24 protein-coding genes are annotated in these 23,935 nt (G+C 57.6%); 18 read left to right on the top strand and 6 right to left on the bottom strand.

Going from position 1 to position 23,935, the window contains the following annotated elements; translation table 11 throughout:
- The first annotated feature begins 120 nt into the window (after positions 1 to 120).
- Positions 121 to 1,656 carry a murein biosynthesis integral membrane protein MurJ gene (gene murJ / locus V7Q49_RS07510; protein ID WP_333850107.1) on the top strand — a complete coding sequence of 512 codons (1,536 nt, stop codon included), beginning with the start codon at positions 121 to 123 and terminating at the stop codon, positions 1,654 to 1,656.
- Between the two features lie 54 nt (positions 1,657 to 1,710).
- On the opposite strand, the gene flgN is transcribed toward murJ, so the two are convergent.
- The 3 genes from flgN to flgA form a co-directional block, all read right to left on the bottom strand.
- Complete coding sequence (gene flgN, locus V7Q49_RS07505; protein ID WP_333850106.1) at positions 1,711 to 2,133, bottom strand: flagella biosynthesis chaperone FlgN; 423 nt, start codon at positions 2,131 to 2,133, stop codon at positions 1,711 to 1,713.
- Positions 2,134 to 2,140: 7 nt separating this feature from the next.
- Positions 2,141 to 2,428 carry a flagellar biosynthesis anti-sigma factor FlgM gene (gene flgM / locus V7Q49_RS07500; protein ID WP_333850105.1) on the bottom strand — a complete coding sequence of 96 codons (288 nt, stop codon included), beginning with the start codon at positions 2,426 to 2,428 and terminating at the stop codon, positions 2,141 to 2,143.
- Positions 2,429 to 2,521: 93 nt separating this feature from the next.
- Positions 2,522 to 3,178: a flagellar basal body P-ring formation chaperone FlgA gene (gene flgA, locus V7Q49_RS07495; protein WP_333850104.1), complete on the bottom strand. Its 657-nt coding sequence runs from the start codon at positions 3,176 to 3,178 to the stop codon at positions 2,522 to 2,524.
- 161 nt (positions 3,179 to 3,339) lie between these two features.
- Here flgA and flgB point away from each other — a divergent pair, with 161 nt between their 5' ends.
- The 11 genes from flgB (at position 3,340) to flgL (ending at position 13,260) form a co-directional block, all read left to right on the top strand.
- Positions 3,340 to 3,759: a flagellar basal body rod protein FlgB gene (gene flgB, locus V7Q49_RS07490; RefSeq protein WP_333850103.1), complete on the top strand. Its 420-nt coding sequence runs from the start codon at positions 3,340 to 3,342 to the stop codon at positions 3,757 to 3,759.
- Complete coding sequence (flgC, locus tag V7Q49_RS07485) at positions 3,759 to 4,163, top strand: flagellar basal body rod protein FlgC (RefSeq protein WP_333850102.1); 405 nt, start codon at positions 3,759 to 3,761, stop codon at positions 4,161 to 4,163. Before flgB ends, flgC begins: the two co-directional genes overlap by 1 nt.
- Positions 4,164 to 4,174: 11 nt before the next feature.
- Entirely contained in the window at positions 4,175 to 4,879 is a 705-nt protein-coding gene (gene flgD, locus V7Q49_RS07480) for a flagellar hook assembly protein FlgD (protein ID WP_333850101.1), read from the top strand.
- Between the two features lie 18 nt (positions 4,880 to 4,897).
- Complete coding sequence (gene flgE / locus V7Q49_RS07475) at positions 4,898 to 6,181, top strand: flagellar hook protein FlgE (RefSeq protein WP_333850100.1); 1,284 nt, start codon at positions 4,898 to 4,900, stop codon at positions 6,179 to 6,181.
- Between the two features lie 20 nt (positions 6,182 to 6,201).
- Complete coding sequence (locus V7Q49_RS07470) at positions 6,202 to 6,957, top strand: flagellar basal body rod protein FlgF (protein ID WP_333850099.1); 756 nt, start codon at positions 6,202 to 6,204, stop codon at positions 6,955 to 6,957.
- A gap of 11 nt (positions 6,958 to 6,968) precedes the next feature.
- The gene (gene flgG, locus V7Q49_RS07465) at positions 6,969 to 7,751 is read left to right on the top strand and encodes a flagellar basal-body rod protein FlgG (RefSeq protein WP_032617536.1); all 783 of its coding nucleotides are present in this window, start codon (positions 6,969 to 6,971) and stop codon (positions 7,749 to 7,751) included.
- Positions 7,752 to 7,808: 57 nt separating this feature from the next.
- Positions 7,809 to 8,507 (top strand): flagellar basal body L-ring protein FlgH, encoded by a 699-nt coding sequence (gene flgH / locus V7Q49_RS07460; protein WP_333850098.1) that lies wholly within the window; start codon positions 7,809 to 7,811, stop codon positions 8,505 to 8,507.
- 12 nt (positions 8,508 to 8,519) lie between these two features.
- Complete coding sequence (locus V7Q49_RS07455; protein ID WP_333850097.1) at positions 8,520 to 9,617, top strand: flagellar basal body P-ring protein FlgI; 1,098 nt, start codon at positions 8,520 to 8,522, stop codon at positions 9,615 to 9,617.
- Positions 9,617 to 10,570 carry a flagellar assembly peptidoglycan hydrolase FlgJ gene (gene flgJ, locus V7Q49_RS07450; RefSeq protein ID WP_333850096.1) on the top strand — a complete coding sequence of 318 codons (954 nt, stop codon included), beginning with the start codon at positions 9,617 to 9,619 and terminating at the stop codon, positions 10,568 to 10,570. The genes V7Q49_RS07455 and flgJ overlap by 1 nt, the downstream gene beginning before the upstream one ends.
- A 75-nt stretch (positions 10,571 to 10,645) precedes the next feature.
- Positions 10,646 to 12,292, top strand: a complete 1,647-nt coding sequence (flgK, locus tag V7Q49_RS07445) for a flagellar hook-associated protein FlgK (protein WP_333850095.1) — start codon at positions 10,646 to 10,648, stop codon at positions 12,290 to 12,292.
- A 14-nt stretch (positions 12,293 to 12,306) separates the two neighbouring features.
- A complete protein-coding gene (gene flgL, locus V7Q49_RS07440) occupies positions 12,307 to 13,260 on the top strand; it encodes a flagellar hook-associated protein FlgL (protein ID WP_333850094.1) in 954 nt (317 codons plus the stop codon).
- A gap of 85 nt (positions 13,261 to 13,345) precedes the next feature.
- On the opposite strand, the gene V7Q49_RS07435 is transcribed toward flgL, so the two are convergent.
- Positions 13,346 to 14,557 (bottom strand): MFS transporter, encoded by a 1,212-nt coding sequence (locus V7Q49_RS07435; RefSeq protein ID WP_333850093.1) that lies wholly within the window; start codon positions 14,555 to 14,557, stop codon positions 13,346 to 13,348.
- Between the two features lie 109 nt (positions 14,558 to 14,666).
- On the opposite strand from V7Q49_RS07435, the gene V7Q49_RS07430 reads away from it, so the two are divergent.
- Entirely contained in the window at positions 14,667 to 15,605 is a 939-nt protein-coding gene (locus V7Q49_RS07430; RefSeq protein ID WP_333850092.1) for a LysR family transcriptional regulator, read from the top strand.
- Between the two features lie 40 nt (positions 15,606 to 15,645).
- Here the strand turns inward: V7Q49_RS07430 and rne are convergent, their stop codons facing one another.
- Positions 15,646 to 18,819 carry a ribonuclease E gene (gene rne, locus V7Q49_RS07425; RefSeq protein WP_333850091.1) on the bottom strand — a complete coding sequence of 1,058 codons (3,174 nt, stop codon included), beginning with the start codon at positions 18,817 to 18,819 and terminating at the stop codon, positions 15,646 to 15,648.
- A 571-nt stretch (positions 18,820 to 19,390) separates the two neighbouring features.
- Between rne and rluC the strand changes: the two genes are divergently transcribed.
- Positions 19,391 to 20,341: a 23S rRNA pseudouridine(955/2504/2580) synthase RluC gene (rluC, locus tag V7Q49_RS07420; protein WP_333850090.1), complete on the top strand. Its 951-nt coding sequence runs from the start codon at positions 19,391 to 19,393 to the stop codon at positions 20,339 to 20,341.
- Between the two features lie 79 nt (positions 20,342 to 20,420).
- Here rluC and V7Q49_RS07415 read toward each other — a convergent pair whose 3' ends face one another.
- Positions 20,421 to 21,005: a Maf family protein gene (locus tag V7Q49_RS07415; RefSeq protein WP_333850089.1), complete on the bottom strand. Its 585-nt coding sequence runs from the start codon at positions 21,003 to 21,005 to the stop codon at positions 20,421 to 20,423.
- 141 nt (positions 21,006 to 21,146) lie between these two features.
- Here V7Q49_RS07415 and yceD point away from each other — a divergent pair, with 141 nt between their 5' ends.
- From yceD to V7Q49_RS07395, 4 genes are all read left to right on the top strand, one after another.
- Positions 21,147 to 21,668, top strand: a complete 522-nt coding sequence (gene yceD / locus V7Q49_RS07410) for a 23S rRNA accumulation protein YceD (protein WP_142489077.1) — start codon at positions 21,147 to 21,149, stop codon at positions 21,666 to 21,668.
- A gap of 16 nt (positions 21,669 to 21,684) precedes the next feature.
- A complete protein-coding gene (gene rpmF / locus V7Q49_RS07405; protein ID WP_003857964.1) occupies positions 21,685 to 21,858 on the top strand; it encodes a 50S ribosomal protein L32 in 174 nt (57 codons plus the stop codon).
- Positions 21,859 to 21,937: 79 nt separating this feature from the next.
- The gene (gene plsX, locus V7Q49_RS07400; protein WP_333850088.1) at positions 21,938 to 22,972 is read left to right on the top strand and encodes a phosphate acyltransferase PlsX; all 1,035 of its coding nucleotides are present in this window, start codon (positions 21,938 to 21,940) and stop codon (positions 22,970 to 22,972) included.
- A 6-nt stretch (positions 22,973 to 22,978) separates the two neighbouring features.
- A complete protein-coding gene (locus V7Q49_RS07395; protein WP_333850087.1) occupies positions 22,979 to 23,932 on the top strand; it encodes a beta-ketoacyl-ACP synthase III in 954 nt (317 codons plus the stop codon).
- Positions 23,933 to 23,935 lie beyond the last annotated feature (3 nt).

The raw sequence follows: 23,935 nt of genomic DNA, 5'->3' as shown, positions 1-23,935 counted from the left end.
CGTTTTTACGAGTAGACTAGGCGCGTTTTGTGTTTTGTCGGCCGGGTCAGCATCGCGCCACCCGGCGAAATGACGCCTGCTTTGCAGGCGTTTTGTTTGAAGTAGTGGAAGCTCACGTTAATGAACCTATTAAAATCGCTGGCAGCCGTCAGCTCGATGACCATGTTTTCGCGCGTGCTGGGCTTTGCGCGCGACGCCATTGTGGCGAGGGTCTTTGGCGCAGGGATGGCGACTGACGCCTTTTTTGTGGCGTTTAAACTGCCTAACCTGCTGCGCCGTATCTTTGCCGAAGGGGCGTTTTCTCAGGCTTTCGTGCCCATTCTGGCGGAGTACAAAAGTAAGCAGGGTGAAGACGCGACGAAGGTGTTTGTCTCCTACGTCTCGGGATTGCTGACCCTCGCGCTGGCGATCGTCACGGTGATCGGGATGCTGGCCGCGCCCTGGGTGATCATGGTTACCGCCCCCGGCTTTGCGGACACCGCTGACAAATTTGCCCTGACCTCGCAGCTGCTGCGCATCACTTTCCCCTATATTCTGCTGATTTCGCTGGCGTCGCTGGCGGGTGCCATCCTTAATACCTGGAACCGCTTCTCGGTTCCGGCCTTTGCCCCGACGTTCCTCAATGTCAGCATGATCGGCTTTGCGCTGTTCGCCGCGCCGCATTTCCATCCGCCGGTGCTGGCGCTGGCCTGGGCGGTAACGGTGGGCGGCGTGCTGCAGCTGGCGTATCAGCTGCCGCACCTGAAGAAGATCGGCATGCTGGTGCTGCCGCGTATTAACCTGCGTGATGCGGGGGCGATGCGGGTGGTGAAGCAGATGGGGCCGGCGATCCTCGGCGTCTCGGTGAGCCAGATTTCGCTGATCATCAACACCATCTTCGCCTCGTTCCTCGTCTCCGGGTCGGTGTCGTGGATGTACTATGCCGACCGCCTGATGGAGTTTCCGTCCGGGGTGCTGGGGGTGGCGCTGGGCACTATCCTGCTGCCGTCACTCTCCCGCAGCTTTGCCAGCGGGAATCATGATGAGTACTGCCGCCTGATGGACTGGGGGCTGCGCCTCTGCTTCCTGCTGGCGCTGCCGAGCGCGGTGGCGCTGGGGATCCTCGCCAAACCGCTAACCGTGTCCCTGTTCCAGTACGGGAAATTTACCGCCTTTGACGCTGCCATGACCCAGCGGGCGCTGGTGGCCTATTCCGTTGGCCTGATGGGGTTGATCGTGGTGAAAGTGCTGGCTCCGGGCTTCTATTCGCGCCAGGACATCAAGACCCCGGTGAAGATCGCCATCGTCACCCTGATCATGACTCAGGTGATGAACCTGGCCTTTATCGGTCCGCTGAAGCATGCCGGTCTGTCGCTGTCCATCGGTCTGGCGGCCTGTCTGAATGCCGGGCTGCTCTACTGGCAGCTGAGAAAGCAGCAGATCTTTACCCCACAGCCGGGCTGGTCGAGCTTCTTGCTGCGTCTGGTGATTGCGGTGCTGGTGATGGCCGCGGCGCTGGTGGGGATGCTGTACGTGATGCCGGACTGGTCGCTGGGCACCATGCCTTACCGCCTGCTGCGCCTGATGGCGGTCGTGGTGGTGGGTGTGGTGGCGTACTTCGCAACCCTCGCAGTGCTGGGCTTTAAGGTAAAAGAGTTCGCCCGCCGCACGGCGTAACGAAAAAAGGGGAGTACCTCTCGGTACTCCCCGTTCTCTGTCTTATTCAGACAATTAAATCGAAAACTTCTTCCCGCCGCTGCGAGAGCTGGATGTCTGGCCATCGGCGCCATACAGTGCTGGCTCCTGATGCGGCTTCAGCACGTCCAGCGCCTGCTGGTTACGGGTGATTTGTCCTTCGAGTAACCAGCCGTTGTGCTGATTGAGGTCGCGCAGATGCTGAGTTTTTTCAGTAATCGTTTGCCAGCGATCGGCGACATCATCATTGGCACTCTGGCGCGCGGTCTGCTCGGCGCGTCGCTGCTGCTCCAGATAATCCAGCGTGGCCAGCAGGGAGCTTTTATCTTCTGTAATACGCTGCAGTGCGCTGCCGTGGACATTCCCGGCAGAGAGCTGCTGTTGCTCGGCATCCATTACCGTTTTCAGGTCGTTTAAGACGACCGTCATTTGATCCATTATTTCCGTCAGACGACTCATACGGCGATTACTCTAAGAAACTTTGCGCATCCTGGATCAGCGCGTCAGCGATTTTACTGGTATCCATTTTCAGCTCACCGTTACGGATCGCGGTTTTCAGCGCTTCAACACGTTCCATGTTGATATCGTTGCTGCCCGGCTGCATCAGTTTCGCCTGGGCATCGCTCAGCGTGACGCTGGTGCTATTGGCCGCTGCCGATTTTTGCAGGCGCGTTTTTGCCGTCGCAGTGTCATTCAGTTCGCGAGGTTGTACAGTGCTAACCGGTTTCAGGGGCGATGTACGATCAATGCTCATTGTGGTGTCCTCATCGAGGGTTGGCGGCGTTAGCGCCTGACATTATCATTTGTTAATGATTTATCGGCAGTCGCCGCATAATCTTTAAAAAGATTATAGGTTAATCAGAATATTCCCATCAGAATTGACCGTGCCGCTCACGACCTGGCCTGAAGTCATCCTGACGCGGGCGTTTTGTGCCACGGCCGCATTGTTCAGCGCCTGTCCTTCGCTGTTAACGCTAAAGCCCTCGCCGCTGGCGATCACCATCACCCGCTGCCCGGCTTTGATTAACCATGCCTGGCGCAGCATCGACAGTTGCAGAGGCTGCCCGGGCACCAGATCGCGCAAGCTAATGGCGTTCTGCGCCTGGTTAATATCCAGAATCGTGCGCGGCGGGAGCTGATCCAGCCTGCCGCGTTGCAGCGTTACGCTACCCGGCTGCAGAGCCGCACCCCGGGGGATGTTCTGGGACGCGACAACATAATCGCCCGTCGCCTGAACTGCAACCTGTATAAACCGTTTTTCATTGTCACATCGTGCCGTGACGCTCACGTTCCCCCACTGGCGGGTGTTGCCAGGGACGCTGAATTCAGGGGTCTCGCAAGTGGGCAGCATGCTGGCCGGTGTGCGGACCTGGACCGACACCTCATCGCTGAATCCTGCCAGTCGCTGGGCAAAAAACGCCGTCAGCTGAGCGTTCAGATCCTGCGCCTGAGAGAGAGCGCTCCAGAGGAGGAGGGTTGCGGTCACACCACGTTTGAATGCCATATCGCCAGATACCGTCGGATTACAGAATGAGCAGGATTCTACCTGTAGCGGGTGGGCATCAACGCAATAAATAGCGACGCATTTTGCGCTTATTCCGTCGATGACGGAGACGGGTTGAGATTTAAGCTATCCACTGAAATTTTGCCATCAGCGGAGGAGACATGCTCGATAAACTCGACGCCGCGCTACGTTTTCAGCAGGAAGCGCTCAACTTGCGTGCCCAGCGTCAGGAGATTCTGGCCGCCAATATCGCGAATGCCGATACCCCCGGGTTTCAGGCGCGCGATATCGATTTTTCCAGTGAATTAAAGAAAGTGATGGAGCGCGGTCGGGCCGAGAATAGCGGTGTCGCCCTTGCGCTGACCTCTGCACGCCATATTCCCGCAGAGACCGTGACCACCCCGAGTACCGATTTACTTTATCGCATCCCCGATCAGCCATCCCTGGACGGTAACACCGTCGATATGGACCGGGAGCGTACGCAGTTCGCTGATAACAGCCTCAAGTACCAGATGGGGCTGACCGTTCTCGGCGGGCAGATTAAAGGCATGATGAGTGTTCTGCAGGGAGGCAACCAGTAATGGCCTTACTCAATATCTTTGATATCGCGGGTTCAGCCCTGACCGCGCAGTCCCAGCGTCTGAACGTTGCCGCCAGTAACATGGCGAACGCCGACAGCGTGACCGGGCCGGACGGGCAACCTTACCGCGCCAAGCAGGTGGTGTTCCAGGTGGATGCTGCGCCGGGTGCGGAAACCGGCGGGGTTAAAGTGGCCAGCGTGATTGAGAGCCAGGCACCGGACAAACTGGTGTACGAGCCGGGCAACCCGCTGGCGGACGCCAGCGGCTACGTCAAAATGCCCAACGTGGACGTGGTCGGCGAGATGGTTAACACCATGTCAGCCTCTCGCAGCTACCAGGCCAACGTAGAAGTCCTGAATACCGTGAAGACCATGATGCTTAAAACGCTCACTCTGGGCCAGTAAAGGAGAGATCAATGTCCCTTGCCGTAAATGTAAATGACAGATCGACGGCCACTGGCGTCAGCGGCGCCACCGGCAGCAGCTCGCTTACCGGAAGCAATGCTTCCGATCTGCAGGGCAGCTTTTTGACCCTGCTGGTGGCGCAGCTGAAAAACCAGGATCCGACCAACCCGATGCAGAACAACGAACTGACCACGCAGCTTGCGCAGATCAGTACGGTGAGCGGCATTGAAAAGCTCAACACCACCCTGGGCTCTATCTCCGGGCAGATCGACAGCAGCCAGTCGATGCAGGCCAGCACGCTGATTGGCCATGGCGTGATGATCCCGGGCACCACCGTTCTGGCAGGCACCAGCGGTGCCGAAGGCTCGACCACCACCTCAACGACCCCGTTTGGCGTTGAGCTGCAGCAGAGCGCGGACAAAGTGACCGCCACCATCACCGATAAGAACGGCGCGGTGGTGCGAACCATTGACATTGGCGAGCTGAAAGCGGGCGTCCACACCTTTACCTGGGACGGAACCCTGACCGACGGCAGCACGGCACCAAACGGCTCTTATAACGTCGCGATTTCCGCCAGCAGCGGCAGCACGCAGCTGGTGGCGCAGCCACTGCAGTTTGCGATGGTGCAGGGCGTGATCCGCAGCAGCACCGGTAACACGCTGGATCTCGGCACTTACGGTACCACCACGCTCGACGAAGTTCGGCAGATTATTTAACCCCTTTAGGAGTAACTCATGGCCTTTTCACAAGCGGTCAGCGGCCTGAATGCTGCAGCCACTAACCTCGACGTCATTGGTAACAACATTGCCAACTCCGCGACCTATGGCTTTAAGTCCGGTAGCGCGTCGTTCGCGGATATGTTCGCCGGTTCCAAAGTGGGTCTGGGCGTTAAAGTCGCCGGGATCACCCAGGACTTTTCAGACGGTACCACTACCAACACCGGCCGTGGCCTGGATGTCGCCATCAGCCAGAACGGTTTCTTCCGTATGCTCGACAGCAACGGCGCTGTCTATTACAGCCGTAACGGCCAGTTCAGCATGGACGAAAACCGCAACCTGGTGAACATGCAGGGCCTGCAGCTGACCGGCTATCCGGCAGCAGGTAGCCCGCCAACGGTGCAGACCGGCGCGAACCCGCAGCCGATCAACATTCCAAACACCCTGATGTCGGCAAAAGCGACCAGCATCGCCGCGCAGCAGATCAACCTGAACTCCACCGACAGCGTGCCGACCATTCCGTTTGATGCGACCAACGCTAACCCGGATTCAGACAGCTTCAACAAGAAAGGCACCATCACCGTTTACGACAACCAGGGTAACGCCCACAACATGTATGTCTACTACGTGAAAACGGCAGACAACAAGTGGGATCTCTACACCCAGGATGGCAGCGTGACGAACGGTAAAATTACCAAAGCGGCGCAGATGAGCTTCGACGGTAACGGTATCCTGCAAGGGGTGACTAACTACCTCCCTCAGGGCACTACGCCGGAAACCTGGACCCTGGATACTGCCAACCTAAACGCCAGCACGTCTATCGACGTGACCTCCGAGCCACTGAGCGGCGCACCGGCGGTGAGCTTCTCCCTGAGCTTCCTCAACTCCATGCAGCAGAACACCGGGGCGAACAACATCGTGGCGACCAACCAGAACGGCTACAAGCCGGGCGACCTGGTGAGCTATCAGATCAACGATGACGGTACTGTAGTCGGTAACTACTCCAACGAACAAAACCAGGTGCTGGGTCAGATCGTGATGGCGAACTTCGCCAACAACGAAGGCCTGCAGTCGGAAGGTAACAACGTCTGGTCTGCTACTCAGTCTTCAGGCGTGGCGCTGCTGGGCACCGCCGGTTCCGGTAACTTCGGTACCCTGACCAACGGCGCGCTGGAAGCCTCCAACGTCGACCTGAGTAAAGAGCTGGTCAATATGATCGTCGCGCAGCGTAACTATCAGTCGAACGCGCAGACCATCAAAACCCAGGATCAGATCCTCAACACGCTGGTTAACCTCCGCTAAGTGGCTGACGGGATTTCTTAATGGATCACGCAATATATACCGCGATGGGCGCCGCCAGTCAGACGCTCAATCAGCAGGCAGTCACCGCCAGTAACCTGGCGAACGCCTCAACGCCGGGTTTTCGTGCGCAGCTCAATGCGATGCGCGCCGTCCCGGTGGAAGGGCTCTCCCTGCCGACGCGTACGCTGGTCACCGCGTCCACGCCGGGCGCCGACATGACGCCGGGTTCGATGGACTACACCTCGCGCCCGCTCGACGTGGCGCTGCAGCAGGACGGCTGGCTGGCGGTTGAAACCGCCGACGGCGGCGAAGGCTACACCCGTAACGGGAACATCCAGGTGGATTCGGTCGGGCAACTGACCATCCAGGGACATCCGGTTATCGGTGACGGCGGCCCGATCACCGTGCCGGAAGGCTCGGAGATCACCATCGCGGCAGACGGGACCATCTCGGCCCTGAACCCCGGCGATCCGCCAAATACCGTATCACCGGTTGGCCGCCTGAAGCTGGTCAAAGCCGAAGGATTTGAAGTGCAGCGTGGCGACGACGGCATGTTCCGTCTGACCCAGGCGGCGCAGGCCACCCGTGGCGCGACCTTACAGGCCGACCCGAGCATTCGCGTCATGTCTGGCGTGCTGGAAGGCAGTAACGTGAAGCCGGTGGCGGCGATGACCGACATGATCGCCAGCGCGCGCCGTTTTGAAATGCAGATGAAGGTGATCTCCAGCGTCGATGAAAACGCCGGTCGCGCCAACCAGCTGCTGTCAATGAGTTAACAGGACACCTTATGATCAGTTCTTTATGGATCGCGAAGACCGGCCTCGACGCGCAGCAAACCAATATGGATGTCATCGCCAACAACCTGGCGAACGTGAGCACCAATGGGTTTAAGCGTCAGCGTGCGGTTTTTGAAGATTTGCTTTATCAGACCATCCGCCAGCCGGGTGCCCAGTCGTCTGAACAGACCACGCTGCCATCCGGTCTGCAGATCGGTACCGGCGTGCGTCCGGTGGCGACCGAGCGTCTGCACAGCCAGGGCAACCTGTCCCAGACCAACAACAGCAAAGACGTGGCGATCAAAGGCCAGGGCTTCTTCCAGGTGCAGCTGCCTGACGGTACCTCTGCCTACACCCGTGACGGCTCGTTCCAGGTGGATCAGAACGGTCAGCTGGTGACGGCGGGCGGTTTTCAGGTGCAGCCAGCCATCACCATTCCGGCTAACGCCCTGAGCATTACTATCGGGCGTGACGGGATCGTGAGCGTGACCCAGCAGGGCCAGGCCGCGCCGGTGCAGGTTGGCCAGCTTAACCTGACCACCTTCATGAACGACACCGGTCTGGAAAGCATCGGTGAGAACCTGTACATCGAAACCCAGTCTTCCGGTGCGCCGAATGAGAGCACGCCGGGTCTGAACGGTTCAGGTCTGCTGTATCAGGGGTATGTGGAAACCTCAAACGTCAACGTCGCAGAAGAGCTGGTGAATATGATCCAGGTTCAGCGCGCGTACGAAATTAACAGTAAAGCAGTGTCGACGACCGACCAGATGCTGCAGAAACTGACGCAACTCTAAGGTGTAGTCCGGTGCGGTTCGCGCCGCGCCGGCTCCCTGTTTTCGAAGATGAAGGCAATGCAAAAACTCGCGGCGATTCGTTATCCGATAGTGACCCTCCTGGCCGTTACCCTGACCGGTTGCGCCTGGGTTCCGTCTCAACCTCTGGTGCAGGGTGCGACTTCCGCCCAACCCGTTCCTGGCCCGACGCCGGTCGCGAATGGCTCTATTTTCCAGACAGCGCAGCCGATTAACTACGGTTATCAGCCGATGTTTGAAGACCGTCGCCCACGTAATATCGGCGATACGCTGACCATCCAGCTCCAGGAGAACGTCAGCGCCAGCAAGAGCTCGTCAGCGAATGCCAGCCGCGACGGGAAAACCAATTTTGGCTTCGACACCGTGCCGCGTTACCTCGAAGGTCTCTTCGGTAATGCCCGCGCCGATGCCGAGGCGTCAGGCGGCAACTCCTTTAACGGTAAAGGCGGCGCCAATGCCAGCAACACCTTTAGCGGCACCCTGACGGTGACCGTCGACCAGGTGCTGGCGAACGGCAATTTACATGTCGTGGGTGAAAAACAGATCGCCATTAATCAGGGCACTGAGTTCATTCGCTTCTCGGGTGTGGTTAACCCTCGCACCATCAGCGGCTCCAACACCGTACCGTCCACCCAGGTGGCGGATGCGCGCATCGAGTACGTCGGCAACGGCTACATCAATGAAGCGCAGAATATGGGCTGGCTGCAGCGTTTCTTCCTTAATTTATCGCCGATGTAAGCGAGGTGACCTATGTTTAAATCCCTCTTCGGGATCCTGTTGGTGCTGGTGGCAACCGTTGCCCAGGCCGACCGTATCCGCGATCTCACAAGCGTTCAGGGCGTGCGAGAAAACTCCCTGATCGGCTACGGCCTGGTGGTCGGACTGGACGGCACGGGTGACCAGACGACCCAGACCCCGTTCACCACCCAGAGCCTGAACAACATGCTCTCCCAGCTCGGCATCACGGTGCCGGCCGGGACCAACATGCAGCTGAAAAACGTGGCGGCCGTGATGGTCACCGCCTCCTATCCGGCCTTTTCCCGCCAGGGGCAGACCATCGACGTGGTGGTCTCCTCCATGGGTAACGCGAAAAGCCTGCGTGGCGGTACGCTGCTGATGACCCCGCTGAAAGGGGTCGACAGTCAGGTTTACGCTCTTGCGCAGGGTAACATTCTGGTCGGCGGGGCGGGTGCCTCCGCCGGCGGCAGCAGCGTGCAGGTTAACCAGCTGAACGGCGGTCGTATCACCAACGGGGCGATCATTGAGCGTGAACTGCCAACCCAGTTCGGGTCCGGTAACACCATCAACCTGCAGCTGAATCAGGATGACTTCACGATGGCGCAGCAGATCGCTGACACCATCAACCGCGGTCGCGGCTATGGTAGCGCCACGGCGCTGGATGCCCGCACCGTGCAGATCCGCGTCTCCTCCGGGGGCAGCAATCAGGTTCGCCTGCTGGCGGATATCCAGAACATGGAAGTGAACGTCACGCCGCAGGATGCCAAAGTGATTATTAACTCCCGTACCGGCTCGGTGGTGATGAACCGTGAAGTGACTCTCGATAACTGTGCCGTGGCACAGGGCAACCTGTCGGTCACCGTCAACCGTTCGGCTAACGTCAGCCAGCCGGATACGCCGTTTGGCGGCGGTCAAACAGTCGTTACGCCACAGACCCAGATTGATATGCGTCAGAGCGGCGGTTCGCTGCAGAGCGTGCGTTCCAGTGCCAACCTCAACAACGTGGTACGGGCGCTGAATGCGCTGGGCGCAACCCCGATCGATCTGATGTCGATTCTGCAATCCATGCAGAGCGCAGGCTGTCTACGCGCCAAACTGGAAATTATCTGATGCTGACCGATAGCAAACTGCTGAGCAGCGCGGCCTGGGATACCCAGTCGCTCAACGACCTGAAAGCCAAAGCAGGCAAAGATCCGGCGGGAAATATCCGCCCGGTGGCCCGCCAGGTGGAAGGAATGTTTGTCCAGATGATGCTGAAAAGCATGCGTGAGGCACTGCCGAAAGACGGCATCTTCAGCAGCGACTCAACGCGTCTGTACACCAGCATGTATGACCAGCAGATTGCGCAGCAGATGACCTCCGGTAAAGGGCTTGGGCTGGCCGATGTGATCGTGAAGCAGATGGCGGCCGCCCAGGGCGTGCCGCCGGAAGAGGCACCGCAGCAGGTGCCGATGAAGTTCGATCTGGAAAAGGTGACCAGCTATCAAAACCAGGCCCTGACTCAGATGGTGCGTAAAGCGGTGCCGAAAGCTCCAGAAAGTGACGATGAACCGCTCACCGGCGACAGCAAAGACTTTCTGGCCCAGCTTTCGCTGCCTGCGCGTCTCGCCAGTCAGCAGAGCGGGGTGCCGCATCACCTGATTCTGGCCCAGGCGGCGCTGGAGTCCGGCTGGGGGCAACGGCAGATCCGTCGTGAGAACGGCGAGCCAAGCTTCAACATCTTTGGCGTGAAGGCCACCGGGAGCTGGAAAGGGCCGACCACCGAGATCACCACCACCGAATATGAAAACGGCGAAGCGAAGAAAGTTAAAGCTAAGTTCCGCGTCTACAGCTCGTATCTGGAAGCGCTTTCAGACTACGTCGGTGTGCTGAGTCGCAACCCGCGCTACGCGGCAGTGACCCAGGCGGCGACGGCAGAGCAGGGCGCACAGGCGTTGCAGAACGCGGGTTACGCCACCGATCCGCAGTATGCCCGCAAGCTGACCAGCATGATCCAGCAGCTTAAAGCGATGGGTGAGAAAGTCAGCAAAGCGTACAGCAACGATATCGAAAATCTGTTCTGAAAGTTCTCAAGTCCGGCTGGGGGCTGCCGATAATCTCCAGCAGGACTCGTGTCTGAAAGTATAAAAGGAACCCCCATGTCCAGTTTGATCAACAGCGCCATGAGTGGCCTCAGCGCGGCACAGGCTGCGCTGAATACCGCCAGTAATAACATTTCAAGCTACAACGTGACGGGCTATACCCGTCAAACGACGGTGCTGAGCGCCTCAAACAGCACCCTGACAGGCGGCGGTTGGGTTGGCAACGGCGTGTATGTCTCCGGGGTACAGCGCGAATATGATTCATTCATTACCAACCAGCTGCGCAACGCGCAGAATCAGAGCAGTGCACTGACTACCCGTTACCAGCAGATGTCCAAAATTGACGACATCCTGTCCGGCAGCACCAACAACCTGGCCACCACCATGCAGGACTTCTTCAGCAGCCTGCAGACCCTGGTCAGCAATGCCGAAGATCCGGCGGCGCGCCAGACGGTGTTGGGCAAGGCCGACGGCCTGGTGAACCAGTTCAAGGTGAACGACCAGTATCTGCGCGATCAGGATAAGCAGATCAATACCGCGATTGGCACCAGCGTAGAGCAGATCAACAACTACGCTAAACAGATTGCCAACCTCAACGATCAGATCTCCCGTCTGACCGGCGTGGGTGCGGGCGCCTCCCCGAACAACCTGCTCGATCAGCGTGACCAGCTGGTCAGCGAGCTGAACCAGATCGTGGGCGTTGAAGTCTCGGTCCAGGACGGTGGCACCTATAACGTCTCCTTCGGCAACGGCTACAACCTGGTTCAGGGCAGCACATCCAACCAGCTGGCGGCTGTAAAATCCAGCGCCGATCCGTCCCGTACCACGGTGGCGTTTGTTGACGGCACCTCGGGCCCCGTTGAGATCCCGGAAAAACTGATGACCAGCGGCTCGCTGGGCGGAATGTTGACCTTCCGCACCGAAGAGCTCGACGCGGCGCGCAACACCCTTAACCAGCTGGCGCTCTCTTTCGCTAACGCGATGAACACCCAGCACGCAAAGGGCTTTGACACCGCAGGCGAACCCGGCGAAAAATTATTCGATATCGGGACCCCGGCGGTACTGGGCAATAGCAAAAATACCGGTTCGGCTACCGTGTCAGCGACGGTTGATATGGCCAACTACACCAAAGTACAGGCTACCGACTACAAAATGGAGTTTGACGCCGGCAACTGGAAGATCACCCGCCTGTCCGATAAAACCACGGTCACCGCCACCGATGACGGCAACGGAAACTTGTCCTTTGATGGCCTGACGGTCAACGTATCGGGTGCGGCAAAAAATAAAGACAGCTTTATCGTTAAGCCGGTCACCAACGCTATTGTGAACATGGACGTGGCGATCAGCGATGAGGGTAAACTGGCTCTTGCCTCTGACAAGGACGGCGGAGAGAGTGATAACCGCAACGGTCAGGCGCTGCTGGATCTGCAGAACAGCAAAGTGGTGGGCGGCAGCAAAACCTTTAACGATGCCTATGCCTCTCTGGTCAGTACCGTCGGCAGCAAGACCGCAACGCTGAAAACCAGCAGCACTACCCAGGCAAACGTGGCGACGCAGCTGAGCAACCAGCAGCAGTCGATCTCCGGGGTTAACCTCGATGAAGAGTACGGCAACCTGCAGCGTTTCCAGCAGTACTACCTGGCCAATGCCCAGGTGCTGCAAACCGCCAGCACGCTCTTCGACGCGTTAATCAACATTCGCTAAGGCCGAGGTCAACGATGCGTATTAGCACCCAGATGATGTACCAGCAGAACATGCGTGGGATCACAGATTCCCAGAGCAAGTGGATGGATTACGGTGAGCAGATGTCCACCGGAAAACGTGTTAACCGTCCTTCTGACGATCCGATCGCTGCCTCGCAGGCCGTCGTGCTGTCACAGGCGCAGGCGCAAAACAGTCAGTACACGCTGGCCCGCTCTTTCGCCACGCAGAAAGTCTCTCTGGAAGAGAATATTTTGGGTCAGGTGACTACCGCGCTGCAGTCTGCGCAGGAGAAAATTGTCTATGCCGGTAACGGCACGCTGAGTGACAGCGATCGCAACTCTCTCGCGACCGATCTGCAGGGTATCCGCGATCAGCTGATGAACCTGGCAAACAGTACCGATGGTAATGGTCGCTATATTTTTGCCGGTTATAAAACTGACGCGGCTGCCTTCGATCAGACGACCGGAATCTATGCGGGTGGTAGCACCCCGATCAGCCAACAGGTCGATTCTGCGCGTACCATGCAGATTAGCCATACCGGTACCGAAGTATTTGAATCCTTTACCAGCAATGCCGCGCCAGAGCCGGGTGGCGCTACGCCGGAAAAGAATCTGTTTAAGATTTTTGATAACGCGATTGCAGCGCTGAAAGTGCCTGTTGAAGGCGATCAGGCCAAGGCTGATCAGTTTGCTACTGATATTGATAAGGCAAACCGCGGCTTGCGTAATTCCCTGGATAACGTGCTGACCGTGCGTGCCGATCTGGGTACCAAGCTGAACGAGCTTGAGTCGCTTGATACCCTCGGCAGCGACCGTGCTTTAGGGCAATCAACGCAGATGAGCAATCTCGTGGAAGTTGACTGGAACTCAGCTATTTCTTCTTACACTATGCAGCAGGCTGCGCTTCAGGCGTCCTATAAAGCGTTCAGCGATATGCAGGGTATGTCCCTGTTCCAGCTTAATAAATAACAGATTTGACCTTTGGACATGACTTGAAACTGGTTATGTTCTGTATGCCCAATCCGCTCTCGCGGACTGGGCTTTTTTTTTATCATCAATTCTGCATGACCGAGCTGCTGGTGCGTGCGCTTTCTCCCAGGCGGATGGCCAGCGCAACGGCTGCCGTGACCGTCGCCAGGGCAATCACACCCGGCCAGCCTGCCATCGTATACAGCTGGCTACCGAGCGCGGAACCCAGCGCCATCCCGATAAACACGCCGGTGAAGAGCAGGGCGTTCAGACGACCACGCGCCTGCGGCTCCAGACCGTAAACCAGATTCTGGTGGGCAACCAGGCTTGACTGCAGACCGAGATCAAAGCCTACCGCAGAAACCGCAATCAGGATTAACTGACCCTGTACGCCGAGGGCGGGCATCAGGAACATCAGGGCGAAGGAGACGGTCACCAGCGCGGCGCAGAGCTGGGTAACTTTACCGGCACCGAGTTTATCGGCCAGACCGCCAGCCAGCGGGGCTGCCAGAGCGCCTGCGGCACCGGCAATACCGTATCCACCGGCGACCGCGCTGCCCAGGTGATAGTGTTCCATCAGCATTACCGCCAGCGTAGACCAGAAGGCGCTGAAGGCGATGGAAAGGAAGCCCTGGGCCAGTGCGGCACGGCGCAGCGCCGGATAGCGACGCCACAGGTGCGCCATAGAACGCATCAGCTCCGGATAACCCAGGTTCGACGGGACCGCGAAGCGGGGCAAAATCCACCACATCACCACGGCCAGGATCGCAATGCTACCCGCTGCCAGCTGATACATTACGCGCCAGCCGAAGGCTTCACCCACCACGCCGCTCACCGTACGGGAGAGCAGGATCCCCAGCAGCAGGCCGGTCATCACCGTCCCGACGGTTTTCCCCTGTTTACCGGCCGGGGCAAGAATAGCCGCCGCCGGAACAATATCCTGCGCCATGGTAGCCGCCATCCCAATCAGCAGGCTGACCAGCAGCAGGGAGTGGATCTGCCCCGTCAGGCTACAGGCCAGCAGCAGCCCCGCAAGGGCGATGCTTTTGACCACTATTAGGGTACGACGGTCATAGCGATCGCCAAGCGGCAGGAGGAACAGGATCCCCAGCGCATAGCCTGCCTGGGTGAGCGTCGGCACCATCCCCATCCCTTCAATGCTGAGATGCAGATCGGCACCCATCAGCGGCAGCAGCGGCTGGGCATAATAGATGGAAGCGACGCTGAAGCCCGCGCCGATGGCGAGGATAAAAATGACCCACCGACTGACGGCGGGGGTTAGGGTGCTGGTGTTCATATACAGTTCCTCATTTCGGGTGTGTCGCTATTCTTTACCAGCCCGGCTTGCGGTGGTAGCAGGCGCAGTGTTAAAACACTTATACGTGTAACGTATAACCGGATAAAAAATGAAACGCTCAGAGCGTATAGACAGGGTGGAACTGATGCGGACTTTCGTGCGCATCATCGAGACCGGTTCCCTTTCCGCCGCCGCCGTGCAGATGGCAACGACCCAGGCCACAGTGAGCCGTCGCCTGCAGTCGCTGGAGACGCTGCTCGGCGTGCGCCTGATCCTGCGCACCACCCATGCCATGAAATTGACCGACGACGGTGAACGCTGCTATCAGCATGCCCGACGGGTGCTCGACAGCTGGCATGCGCTGGAAGATGAAGTCGGGCAGACCGAAGATGAACCCGTGGGTGTGCTTCGCGTGCGCGCCCCCCATGCCTTCGGGCAGGAACAGCTCCTGGAGCCGTTAACGGCGTTTCTTCTGCGCTATCCGCGCCTCAATGTGGAGTGGATGCTCAATGACCGCTCGGCCGATTTCCTGAGTGACAATATCGACTGCGCCATCCGGGTGGGGGCGGAGATCGACCCGGCCACGGTGTCGGTATTACTGGCCGAGGTGCCGCGCAGTATCGTTGCCTCCCCGGAGTTGCTCGCACGCCATGCCCCGGTTGAGAAGCCAGAGGAGCTCTCTGTGCTGCCCTGGGTGGCACTGAATACTTTTTATCGTCAGCACGTGGAGCTGTTCCACGCAGGCGCACCCCAGCCGCTGCGGGTGGCTATCTCACCCCGGCTGAGCACCGACAGCCTGTACGTGGCGCGCAAAAGCGCCTTAACCGGGTTGGGGGTGGCGGTAGTCTCAAGCTGGACGGTGGAAAACGACATTCGTGAGGGCAGGCTGGTACACCTGCTGCCCGACTGGCAGCCAGCCGCATTGCCGGTGCATCTGGTCTATCCGTGGTCACGCTACTATCCGGCACGTCTGCGCCGCTTTCTGGAGATGATGCGAGAGGTGATGCCTGAAATCGCCGGGATGCGCAGGCCTGCGCAGAAGCAATAAAAAAGCCGACCCGAAGGTCGGCTTTTGCGCTTAAGCGGGCTTATTCAGCCGGCTGTGGACGCGTGGCAGGCGCTGTGGCCTGGTGCGTTGCGCTGTGACCACCTGCAGAACCTTTACCCTCGAAATCAAACGCCGGGCGTACCCAGTCGCTGTGACGCGGGGCTTCCGGAACATATTCCGGGGCCGGTGCGCGGGTCATTGGCGCAGTGGCGTGGTGAAGTTCCGCGCTAACCTGAGCGGCTGGTGCTGGCTTCACTTCCGGCGCTTTGACTTCAGCGACTTCTGGTTCCACTTCAGCAACAGGTTCAACGTCAATTTCAACCTCAGGTTGAACCTCAGTTTCCACTTCAACTTCTACTACCGGCTGTGGTTCAACGGCTTCCTCGGTGATTTCAACCGGCTCGACAGCCTTAGCCTCTTCCACCACCTGTTCCGCAACGACTTCATCTTCAGGCGCGATAATCTGCGGCTGTTCGGTCACAGGCGCGGCAATCACCTCTGGATGTGAAGTATCGACTTCAACAACCTGCGGTTCAGGGATAACCACTGCCGCCGCCTCGGTGATAACCTCATCAACGACTGGCGCTACCGGGGCAACCGCGTCGACAGCCGCGTTCTGCTCGTCAAACTGCTGCTCCTGTGGACGGGCAACCGGATAACGGATCCAGGCTTTACCGGAGGCCATTTCTGGTGACGCACAGGCGATAGCCAGCGGCATCGGTGACTGCAGCGGGTAACGCTCGTCACGATAACGGCGGCGACGCTGACCGCTCACGCGCAGGTGGCGCGGGGAGCGACGTGAACGACGCGGCATGCCCGCGTTGTCGCGGCCTTCGCCGGTCTCTTCCTGCTCAGGTGCATTTTCGATAACCGCAGGCAGGTCGACTTTCGCCAGCTCGGTGCTCTGGGCAGGTTCAACCTGAGGCGCTACCGCTTCAACAGCCGCTTCTTCGGTCTGAGACTCGAAACGCACTTTCTGGTTCAGCTGACGCTGCTTACGGCGCGGCATGACCTGAACGCGTTCTTCCTGATCGGCATCCTGCACGGTCTCTTCTTCGCGATTAAGCACTTTAACTTCCTGCTGCGCCTGGCGCTTGTCATCATTACGACGACGGTTGCGCTCGCGACGCGGCTGCTGCTCATCACGCTGTCTGCCTTTGTCAGCTTCTTCGCTGACCGGCTGACGAATTTCACGATCTTCCGTGTTCTGCTGCGGCTTCTCGCGACGGTTGCGACGGTTATCGTCACGACCTTCGCGGCGCTCACGACCTTCACGGTTGTCGCGATTATCGCGGCTTTCGCGATTGTCACGGCTTTCGCTGCCTTCACGGCCTTCGTTATTCTCGGAACGGTTATCGCGGCGCTCGTTACGATCGCGACGGTTATTCTGACGTTTACGACGATCCGGTGAACGCTCCTGCTTCTCTTCTTTCTTCTCAACCGGCGCTGGGGCTGGCTGTGGTTCTTCTCCAGCAAACATTTTCTTCAGCGCGCTGAAGAAGCGGCTCAGCAGACCTGGCTGCTCAACCGGTTGGCTGGCCTCGGCTACCGGTTTAGCGGCTGCCGGTTTGGCTACCACGGCCTCGTGCGTTGGCTCAGGCGGCGCTTCTGGCATCACAAACGCTGCCAGGGCTGGCTGTTCCGGAAGTTTACGCTCGGCGTACTCTTCGTCGGACGGCAGAGCCATCTCCTCTTCATGCAGCTTCGGCAGCATGTAGCTGAGGGTGGAGGTCTCTTCGCCTTTGCGCACGCGCAGTACGGAGTAGTGCGGGGTTTGCATCTGGTCGTTAGGCACGATCACGCAGCGTACGCCGCTCAGACGGGCTTCAATAGCACTTACCGCAGCACGTTTTTCGTTCAGCAGGTAGGAGGCGACCGGCACAGGCACAATGGCGTGGACTTCTTTGGTGTTCTCTTTCAGCGCTTCTTCTTCGATGAGACGCAGGATAGAGAGCGCCAGCGATTCGTTGTCACGCACGGTGCCGGTGCCGCTACAGCGTGGGCAGACGTGGTGGCTCGATTCACCGAGGGACGGGCTCAGACGCTGACGGGACATCTCCAGCAGGCCAAAACGGGAGATGTGGCTGATCTGGATACGCGCACGGTCCTGACGCACCGCTTCACGCAGACGGTTTTCCACCGCGCGCTGGTGACGCACTGGCGTCATGTCGATGAAGTCGATAACGATCAGGCCGCCGAGGTCACGCAGACGCAGCTGACGCGCAATCTCATCCGCCGCTTCGAGGTTGGTGTTGAACGCGGTTTCTTCGATATCGCCGCCGCGGGTTGCCCGCGCGGAGTTGATGTCGATGGCGGTCAGCGCCTCGGTGCTGTCGATAACGATAGAACCGCCGGACGGCAGACGCACTTCACGCTGGAAGGCGGATTCAATCTGCGATTCGATCTGGTAGTGGCTGAACAGCGGGATCTCACCGGTGTACAGTTTGATTTTGCTGGTGAAGTCAGGACGACCCAGCGCGGCAATATGCTGGCGAGCCAGCTCAAGCACTTTCGGGTTATCAATCAGAATTTCACCGATGTCCTGACGCAGGTAATCACGGAAGGCACGCACGATGACGTTGCTTTCCTGATGGATCAGGAACGGAGCAGGACGGCTTTCAGCGGCTTTCTGAATCGCTTCCCAGTGCTTCAGGCGGAAGCCGAGGTCCCACTGCAGCGCTTCAGCAGATTTGCCTACACCTGCGGTACGAACGATCAGGCCCATGCCGTCTGGCAGTTCAAGACTGGCCAGCGCTTCTTTCAGCTCGGTACGGTCGTCGCCTTCAATCCGGCGAGAGATACCCCCCGCGCGCGGGTTGTTTGGCATCAGTACCAGATAGCTGCCAGCCAGACTGATAAAGGTGGTCAGCGCGGCGCCTTTGTTGCCACGCTCTTCTTTATCGATCTGAACGATAACTTCCTGGCCTTCACGCAGCACATCTTTGATGTTCGGGCGGCCATGGGCGTTATAGTTGGAAGGGAAGTATTCGCGAGCAATCTCTTTTAGAGGGAGGAAACCATGACGCTCGGCACCGTAGTCAACAAATGCGGCTTCAAGGCTAGGTTCGATACGGGTGATTTTGCCTTTGTAAATGTTCGCTTTTTTCTGTTCGTGTCCAGGACTTTCGATATCCAGATCGTACAGACGCTGCCCATCCACAAGGGCGACACGCAACTCTTCTTGCTGAGTTGCGTTGATTAACATTCTTTTCATCGTAACTTACTCATTATTCTTACATTGACGACTAAGCTGCGGGCAAGGTGACGCTTTCCGGGGTATGAACCGATGGCCTCGTGTCTATTCACGTCGCCAACCTCACGGTTGTCGCTCGCTTAAGAGGCGCAAAGTGTCGGTTGCCTGTATTTCATACGGAAATACAGCGCGATTATCAGGGGAATAGCCTGGGTAAAACTCTCCAGAGAAGATTCCATTTACCGGTAAGTACTGCAACCCGCAGCCCGCTAACTGTCTGAAAGATCAATACGTCTTACGCCATTGCTGCGTGGATGATCGGTCAGACAAAATTGGTCATTCCGTCGATATCCTTACTTAACCAGGATTTAACACGGAAAACAGCAGCATTATTCCATTGCTAACCGGGTTATAGCAAGATGACTTTTGCCAATTATCACCCGGTTACTCACAGTTTCTTCACTTCTTTCGAATGATTGGTTTAATAACCACCAAATCGATTGCGTGAACGAAACCCTGACCGGGTAAAGGTAAATATAAGCATAGAAAAATGAGTGGCGCTAATGGCTGACGATAATTAGAATCGCCCCCCATGAAAACAGAGACTCCAGCCGTAAAAATGGTTGCCATCACCGAAGATGAAGCGGGGCAACGCATTGACAACTTTTTGCGTACCCAACTGAAGGGTGTGCCAAAGAGCATGATTTACCGCATCCTGCGTAAGGGTGAGGTACGGGTTAATAAGAAACGCATCAAACCTGAATACAAACTTGAAGCGGGTGATGAAGTGCGCATCCCGCCCGTGCGTGTCGCCGAACGGGAAGAGGAGGCGGTGTCGCCGCACCTGAACAAAGTCGCCGCGCTGACGAATGTGATTTTATATGAAGACGATCATATTCTGGTGCTCAACAAACCCTCAGGTACCGCCGTACACGGCGGCAGTGGGTTGAGCTTCGGGGTGATTGAAGGTCTGCGCGCGCTGCGCCCGGAGGCCCGCTTCCTTGAGCTGGTTCATCGTCTTGATCGCGACACCTCCGGCGTGCTGCTGGTTGCCAAAAAGCGTTCGGCGCTGCGTTCGCTGCATGAGCAGCTGCGTGAGAAAGGGATGCAGAAGGATTACCTCGCGCTGGTACGCGGTCAGTGGCAGTCCCATGTCAAAGTGGTACAGGCGCCGCTGCTGAAAAACATTCTGCAAAGCGGTGAGCGTATCGTCCGCGTGAGTCAGGAAGGCAAACCGTCTGAAACCCGGTTCAAGGTGGAAGAGCGTTATGAATTTGCCACCCTTGTGCGCTGCAGCCCGGTGACCGGACGTACCCACCAGATCCGCGTTCACACGCAGCATGCGGGCCATCCTATCGCCTTCGACGATCGCTATGGCGACCGTGAATTCGACAAGCAGCTGGCCGGTACAGGCTTATCGCGTCTGTTCCTGCATGCCGCCGCGCTGAAGTTTACCCACCCGGGTACCGGCGAGGTGATGCGTATCGAAGCCCCGTTAGACGAGCAGCTGAAGCGCTGTCTGAAGGTTCTGCGCGGAAATTAATGCCGGGCGGCGCTGCGCTTACCCGGCCTACAAAATCGTAGGCCCGAGCAAGCGTAGCGCCGCCGGGCGAAGCACAGGGTTACGCCATCAGCGGGTTGTAATGCTCCCGGCGCAGCATCTGGCACAGTGCAATCAGCGGTAATCCCACCAGCGCGTTCGGGTCGCGCCCGTCCAGCCTGTCAAACAACGCTATTCCCAGCCCCTCGCTCTTAAAGCTGCCTGCGCAGTTGAGTGGCCGCTCTTTTCGCACGTAGTCGTCAATTTCCTGTTCGCTGAGATGGCGGAAGTGCACGTCAAAGGGCTCACATTCCGTCTGTAAATGACCCGTAGACGAATTATAAAGGGCCAGGCCGGTATAGAAGGTGACGATACTGCCGCGCGCTTTCAGCAGCTGCTGGCGGGCATTCTCTTCGGTGTGCGGTTTACCGGTGATCGTTCCATCCAGGACGCAAACCTGATCGGAACCTATAATTAAATGGTCAGGGAATCGCGCTGCCAGACTTTTCGCTTTTTCCTGAGCCAGACGGACCACCAGATGACGTGGCGATTCACCGGGCAGTGGGCTTTCATCCACGTTCGGCGCGGCGCATTCGAATGGGACGCCCAGCTTTTCCAGCAACACGCGGCGGTAGGGTGACGTGGAGGCGAGAATGAGATTTGGCATATTTTTTTCACCAGATATAGCGTATCGATGCCAGCCATTTTAAACTACGGGCCGCAATGTGTGCGAATAAATGGCAAAAGGCAGCCTGAGGTTGCCTTTTTCTTTGACTCTATGACGTTACAAAGTTAATATGCGCGCCCTATGCAAAAGGTAAAATTACCCCTGACTCTTGATCCGGTTCGTACGGCTCAAAAACGCCTTGATTACGAAGGTATCTATACTCGTGATCAGGCTGAGCGCGTCGCCGAATCCGTAGTCAGTGTGGACAGTGATGTGGAATGCTCCATGTCGTTCGAAATCGATCCCCAGCGCCTTGCCGTTATTACCGGTGATGCAAAGGTGTCGGTCACGCTCGAATGTCAGCGTTGCGGGAAACCGTTCCCACTTCATGTTCACACAACATATTGTTTTAGTCCGGTTCGTTCAGACGAACAGGCTGAAGCACTCCCGGAAGCGTATGAGCCGATTGAGGTTAACGAATTCGGTGAAATCGATCTGCTGGCGCTGGTTGAAGATGAAATCATCCTCACCTTGCCTGTAGTTCCGGTGCATGATTCTGAACACTGTGAAGTGTCCGAGGCGGACATGGTCTTTGGGGAACTGCCTGATGAAGCGCAAAAACCAAACCCATTTGCCGTATTAGCCAGTTTAAAGCGTAAGTAATTAAGGAGTAAGGTCCATGGCCGTACAACAGAATAAACCAACCCGTTCCAAACGTGGCATGCGTCGTTCCCATGACGCGCTGACCGCAGTTACCAGCCTGTCTGTAGACAAGACTTCTGGTGAGAAACACCTGCGTCACCACATCACTGCTGACGGTTTCTACCGCGGCCGCAAGGTTATCACTAAGTAATCACGCGTTTGCGTGATTAGGCTTAGTGAGGGTTTCCCCGTGCAAACGGGGATATACCGAACCAGGCTGCGACGATACCTTGACACGTCTAACCCTGGCGTTAGATGTCATGGGGGGAGATTTTGGCCCTTCCGTGACAGTGCCTGCAGCATTGCAGGCACTGAACTCTAATTCGCAACTCACTCTCCTATTAGTCGGCAATCCCGACACAATCACGCCATTACTTGCAAAAGCTGACTTCGAACAACGTTCACGTCTGCAGATTATTCCTGCCCAGTCAGTTATTGCCAGTGATGTCCGGGCCTCACAGGCGATCCGCAGCAGTCGCGGAAGCTCAATGCGCATTGCGCTTGAGCTGGTGAAAGAAGGGCGTGCGCAGGCGTGCGTCAGCGCCGGCAATACCGGCGCGCTGATGGGGCTGGCAAAATTACTGCTCAAACCCCTTGAGGGTATTGAGCGCCCGGCACTGGTGACGGTACTGCCGCACCAGCAAAAGGGCAAAACGGTGGTGCTGGATTTAGGCGCCAACGTCGATTGCGACAGTGTTATGCTGGCGCAGTTTGCCGTCATGGGCTCGGTGCTGGCAGAGGAAGTGGTGGGGATTTCTCGTCCCCGCGTGGCTTTGCTGAATATCGGTGAAGAAGAGACCAAAGGTCTCGACAGCATCCGTGAGGCGGCCGAGCGGCTAAAAAATGAGCCATCCATAAACTATATTGGATATCTCGAAGCCAACGAATTATTGACCGGAAAAACGGATGTCCTGGTGTGTGACGGGTTTACAGGAAACGTTACATTAAAAACCATGGAAGGGGTGGTGAGAATGTTTCTTTCTCTGCTTAAATCGCAGGGAGAGGGTAAAAAACGGTCATGGTGGCTGATTTTATTAAAGCGTTGGTTACAAAAGAGCCTGGCGCGGCGATTCAGTCACCTCAACCCCGACCAGTATAATGGCGCCTGTCTGTTAGGATTGCGCGGCATTGTGATTAAGAGTCACGGTGCGGCCAATCAGCGAGCGTTTGCCGTCGCGATTGAACAGGCAGTGCAGGCGGTGCAGCGACAAGTCCCACAGCGGATTGCCGCTCGCCTGGGATCTGTATTAGCAAAAAGTGACTGAGCGTACATGTATACGAAGATTTTAGGTACCGGCAGCTATCTGCCAAAGCAAGTGCGAACCAACGCCGATCTGGAAAAAATGGTAGATACGTCTGACGAGTGGATCGTCACCCGTACAGGTATCCGCGAACGTCGTATTGCCGCGCCAGATGAAACAGTTTCCACCATGGGCTATGAAGCAGCCCAGCGCGCGCTGGAAATGGCGGGTGTCGATAAAGACGACATCGGCCTGATTATCGTTGCGACGACCTCTGCAACGCACGCTTTCCCAAGCGCAGCGTGCCAGGTTCAGAACATGCTGGGCATTAAAGGCTGCCCGGCGTTTGACGTTGCCGCTGCGTGTGCAGGCTTTACCTATGCGCTGAGCATCGCCGATCAATACGTGAAATCCGGTGCCGTTAAAAATGCGCTGGTGATCGGTGCTGACGTGCTGGCGCGTACCTGCGATCCAACCGATCGCGGGACGATCATTATTTTTGGTGATGGTGCCGGGGCTGTCCTGTTAGGACAATCCGAAGAGCCGGGCATCATCTCGACGCATTTGCATGCAGACGGTAGCTACGGCGAACTGTTGACACTGCCAAACGCCGATCGTGTTAACCCGGACAATGCCATCTACCTGACCATGGCCGGTAACGAAGTCTTCAAAGTGGCGGTTACAGAGCTGGCGCACATCGTTGACGAGACGCTGGAAGCGAACAACCTGGAGCGTTCTGCCCTTGACTGGCTGGTGCCGCATCAGGCGAACCTGCGCATTATCAGCGCTACGGCGAAGAAACTCGGCATGTCTATGGATAACGTTGTGGTGACGCTGGATCGTCATGGCAATACGTCTGCAGCATCCGTGCCCTGCGCGTTTGACGAAGCGGTGCGCGATGGACGAATTCAACGAGGCCAACTGGTCTTGCTCGAAGCCTTTGGTGGCGGTTTCACCTGGGGTTCTGCGCTGGTTCGTTTCTAGTAT

The organism is Leclercia sp., from assembly GCF_036780805.1.
Taxonomy (GTDB): Bacteria; Pseudomonadota; Gammaproteobacteria; order Enterobacterales; family Enterobacteriaceae; genus Enterobacter.
Note: the sequence above shows the minus strand (reverse complement) of the source record. Positions and strands in the feature narration are given on the sequence as shown.

Bases quoted from the DNA above. Each gene is read 5' to 3' on its own strand.
- murJ (WP_333850107.1), top strand. From the start codon at position 121: ATGAACCTATTAAAATCGCTGGCAGCCGTCAGCTCGATGACCATGTTT.
- flgN (WP_333850106.1), bottom strand. From the start codon at position 2,133: ATGAGTCGTCTGACGGAAATAATGGATCAAATGACGGTCGTCTTAAAC.
- flgM (WP_333850105.1), bottom strand. From the start codon at position 2,428: ATGAGCATTGATCGTACATCGCCCCTGAAACCGGTTAGCACTGTACAA.
- flgA (WP_333850104.1), bottom strand. From the start codon at position 3,178: ATGGCATTCAAACGTGGTGTGACCGCAACCCTCCTCCTCTGGAGCGCT.
- flgB (WP_333850103.1), top strand. From the start codon at position 3,340: ATGCTCGATAAACTCGACGCCGCGCTACGTTTTCAGCAGGAAGCGCTC.
- flgC (WP_333850102.1), top strand. From the start codon at position 3,759: ATGGCCTTACTCAATATCTTTGATATCGCGGGTTCAGCCCTGACCGCG.
- flgD (WP_333850101.1), top strand. From the start codon at position 4,175: ATGTCCCTTGCCGTAAATGTAAATGACAGATCGACGGCCACTGGCGTC.
- flgE (WP_333850100.1), top strand. From the start codon at position 4,898: ATGGCCTTTTCACAAGCGGTCAGCGGCCTGAATGCTGCAGCCACTAAC.
- V7Q49_RS07470 (WP_333850099.1), top strand. From the start codon at position 6,202: ATGGATCACGCAATATATACCGCGATGGGCGCCGCCAGTCAGACGCTC.
- flgG (WP_032617536.1), top strand. From the start codon at position 6,969: ATGATCAGTTCTTTATGGATCGCGAAGACCGGCCTCGACGCGCAGCAA.
- flgH (WP_333850098.1), top strand. From the start codon at position 7,809: ATGCAAAAACTCGCGGCGATTCGTTATCCGATAGTGACCCTCCTGGCC.
- V7Q49_RS07455 (WP_333850097.1), top strand. From the start codon at position 8,520: ATGTTTAAATCCCTCTTCGGGATCCTGTTGGTGCTGGTGGCAACCGTT.
- flgJ (WP_333850096.1), top strand. From the start codon at position 9,617: ATGCTGACCGATAGCAAACTGCTGAGCAGCGCGGCCTGGGATACCCAG.
- flgK (WP_333850095.1), top strand. From the start codon at position 10,646: ATGTCCAGTTTGATCAACAGCGCCATGAGTGGCCTCAGCGCGGCACAG.
- flgL (WP_333850094.1), top strand. From the start codon at position 12,307: ATGCGTATTAGCACCCAGATGATGTACCAGCAGAACATGCGTGGGATC.
- V7Q49_RS07435 (WP_333850093.1), bottom strand. From the start codon at position 14,557: ATGAACACCAGCACCCTAACCCCCGCCGTCAGTCGGTGGGTCATTTTT.
- V7Q49_RS07430 (WP_333850092.1), top strand. From the start codon at position 14,667: ATGAAACGCTCAGAGCGTATAGACAGGGTGGAACTGATGCGGACTTTC.
- rne (WP_333850091.1), bottom strand. From the start codon at position 18,819: ATGAAAAGAATGTTAATCAACGCAACTCAGCAAGAAGAGTTGCGTGTC.
- rluC (WP_333850090.1), top strand. From the start codon at position 19,391: ATGAAAACAGAGACTCCAGCCGTAAAAATGGTTGCCATCACCGAAGAT.
- V7Q49_RS07415 (WP_333850089.1), bottom strand. From the start codon at position 21,005: ATGCCAAATCTCATTCTCGCCTCCACGTCACCCTACCGCCGCGTGTTG.
- yceD (WP_142489077.1), top strand. From the start codon at position 21,147: ATGCAAAAGGTAAAATTACCCCTGACTCTTGATCCGGTTCGTACGGCT.
- rpmF (WP_003857964.1), top strand. From the start codon at position 21,685: ATGGCCGTACAACAGAATAAACCAACCCGTTCCAAACGTGGCATGCGT.
- V7Q49_RS07395 (WP_333850087.1), top strand. From the start codon at position 22,979: ATGTATACGAAGATTTTAGGTACCGGCAGCTATCTGCCAAAGCAAGTG.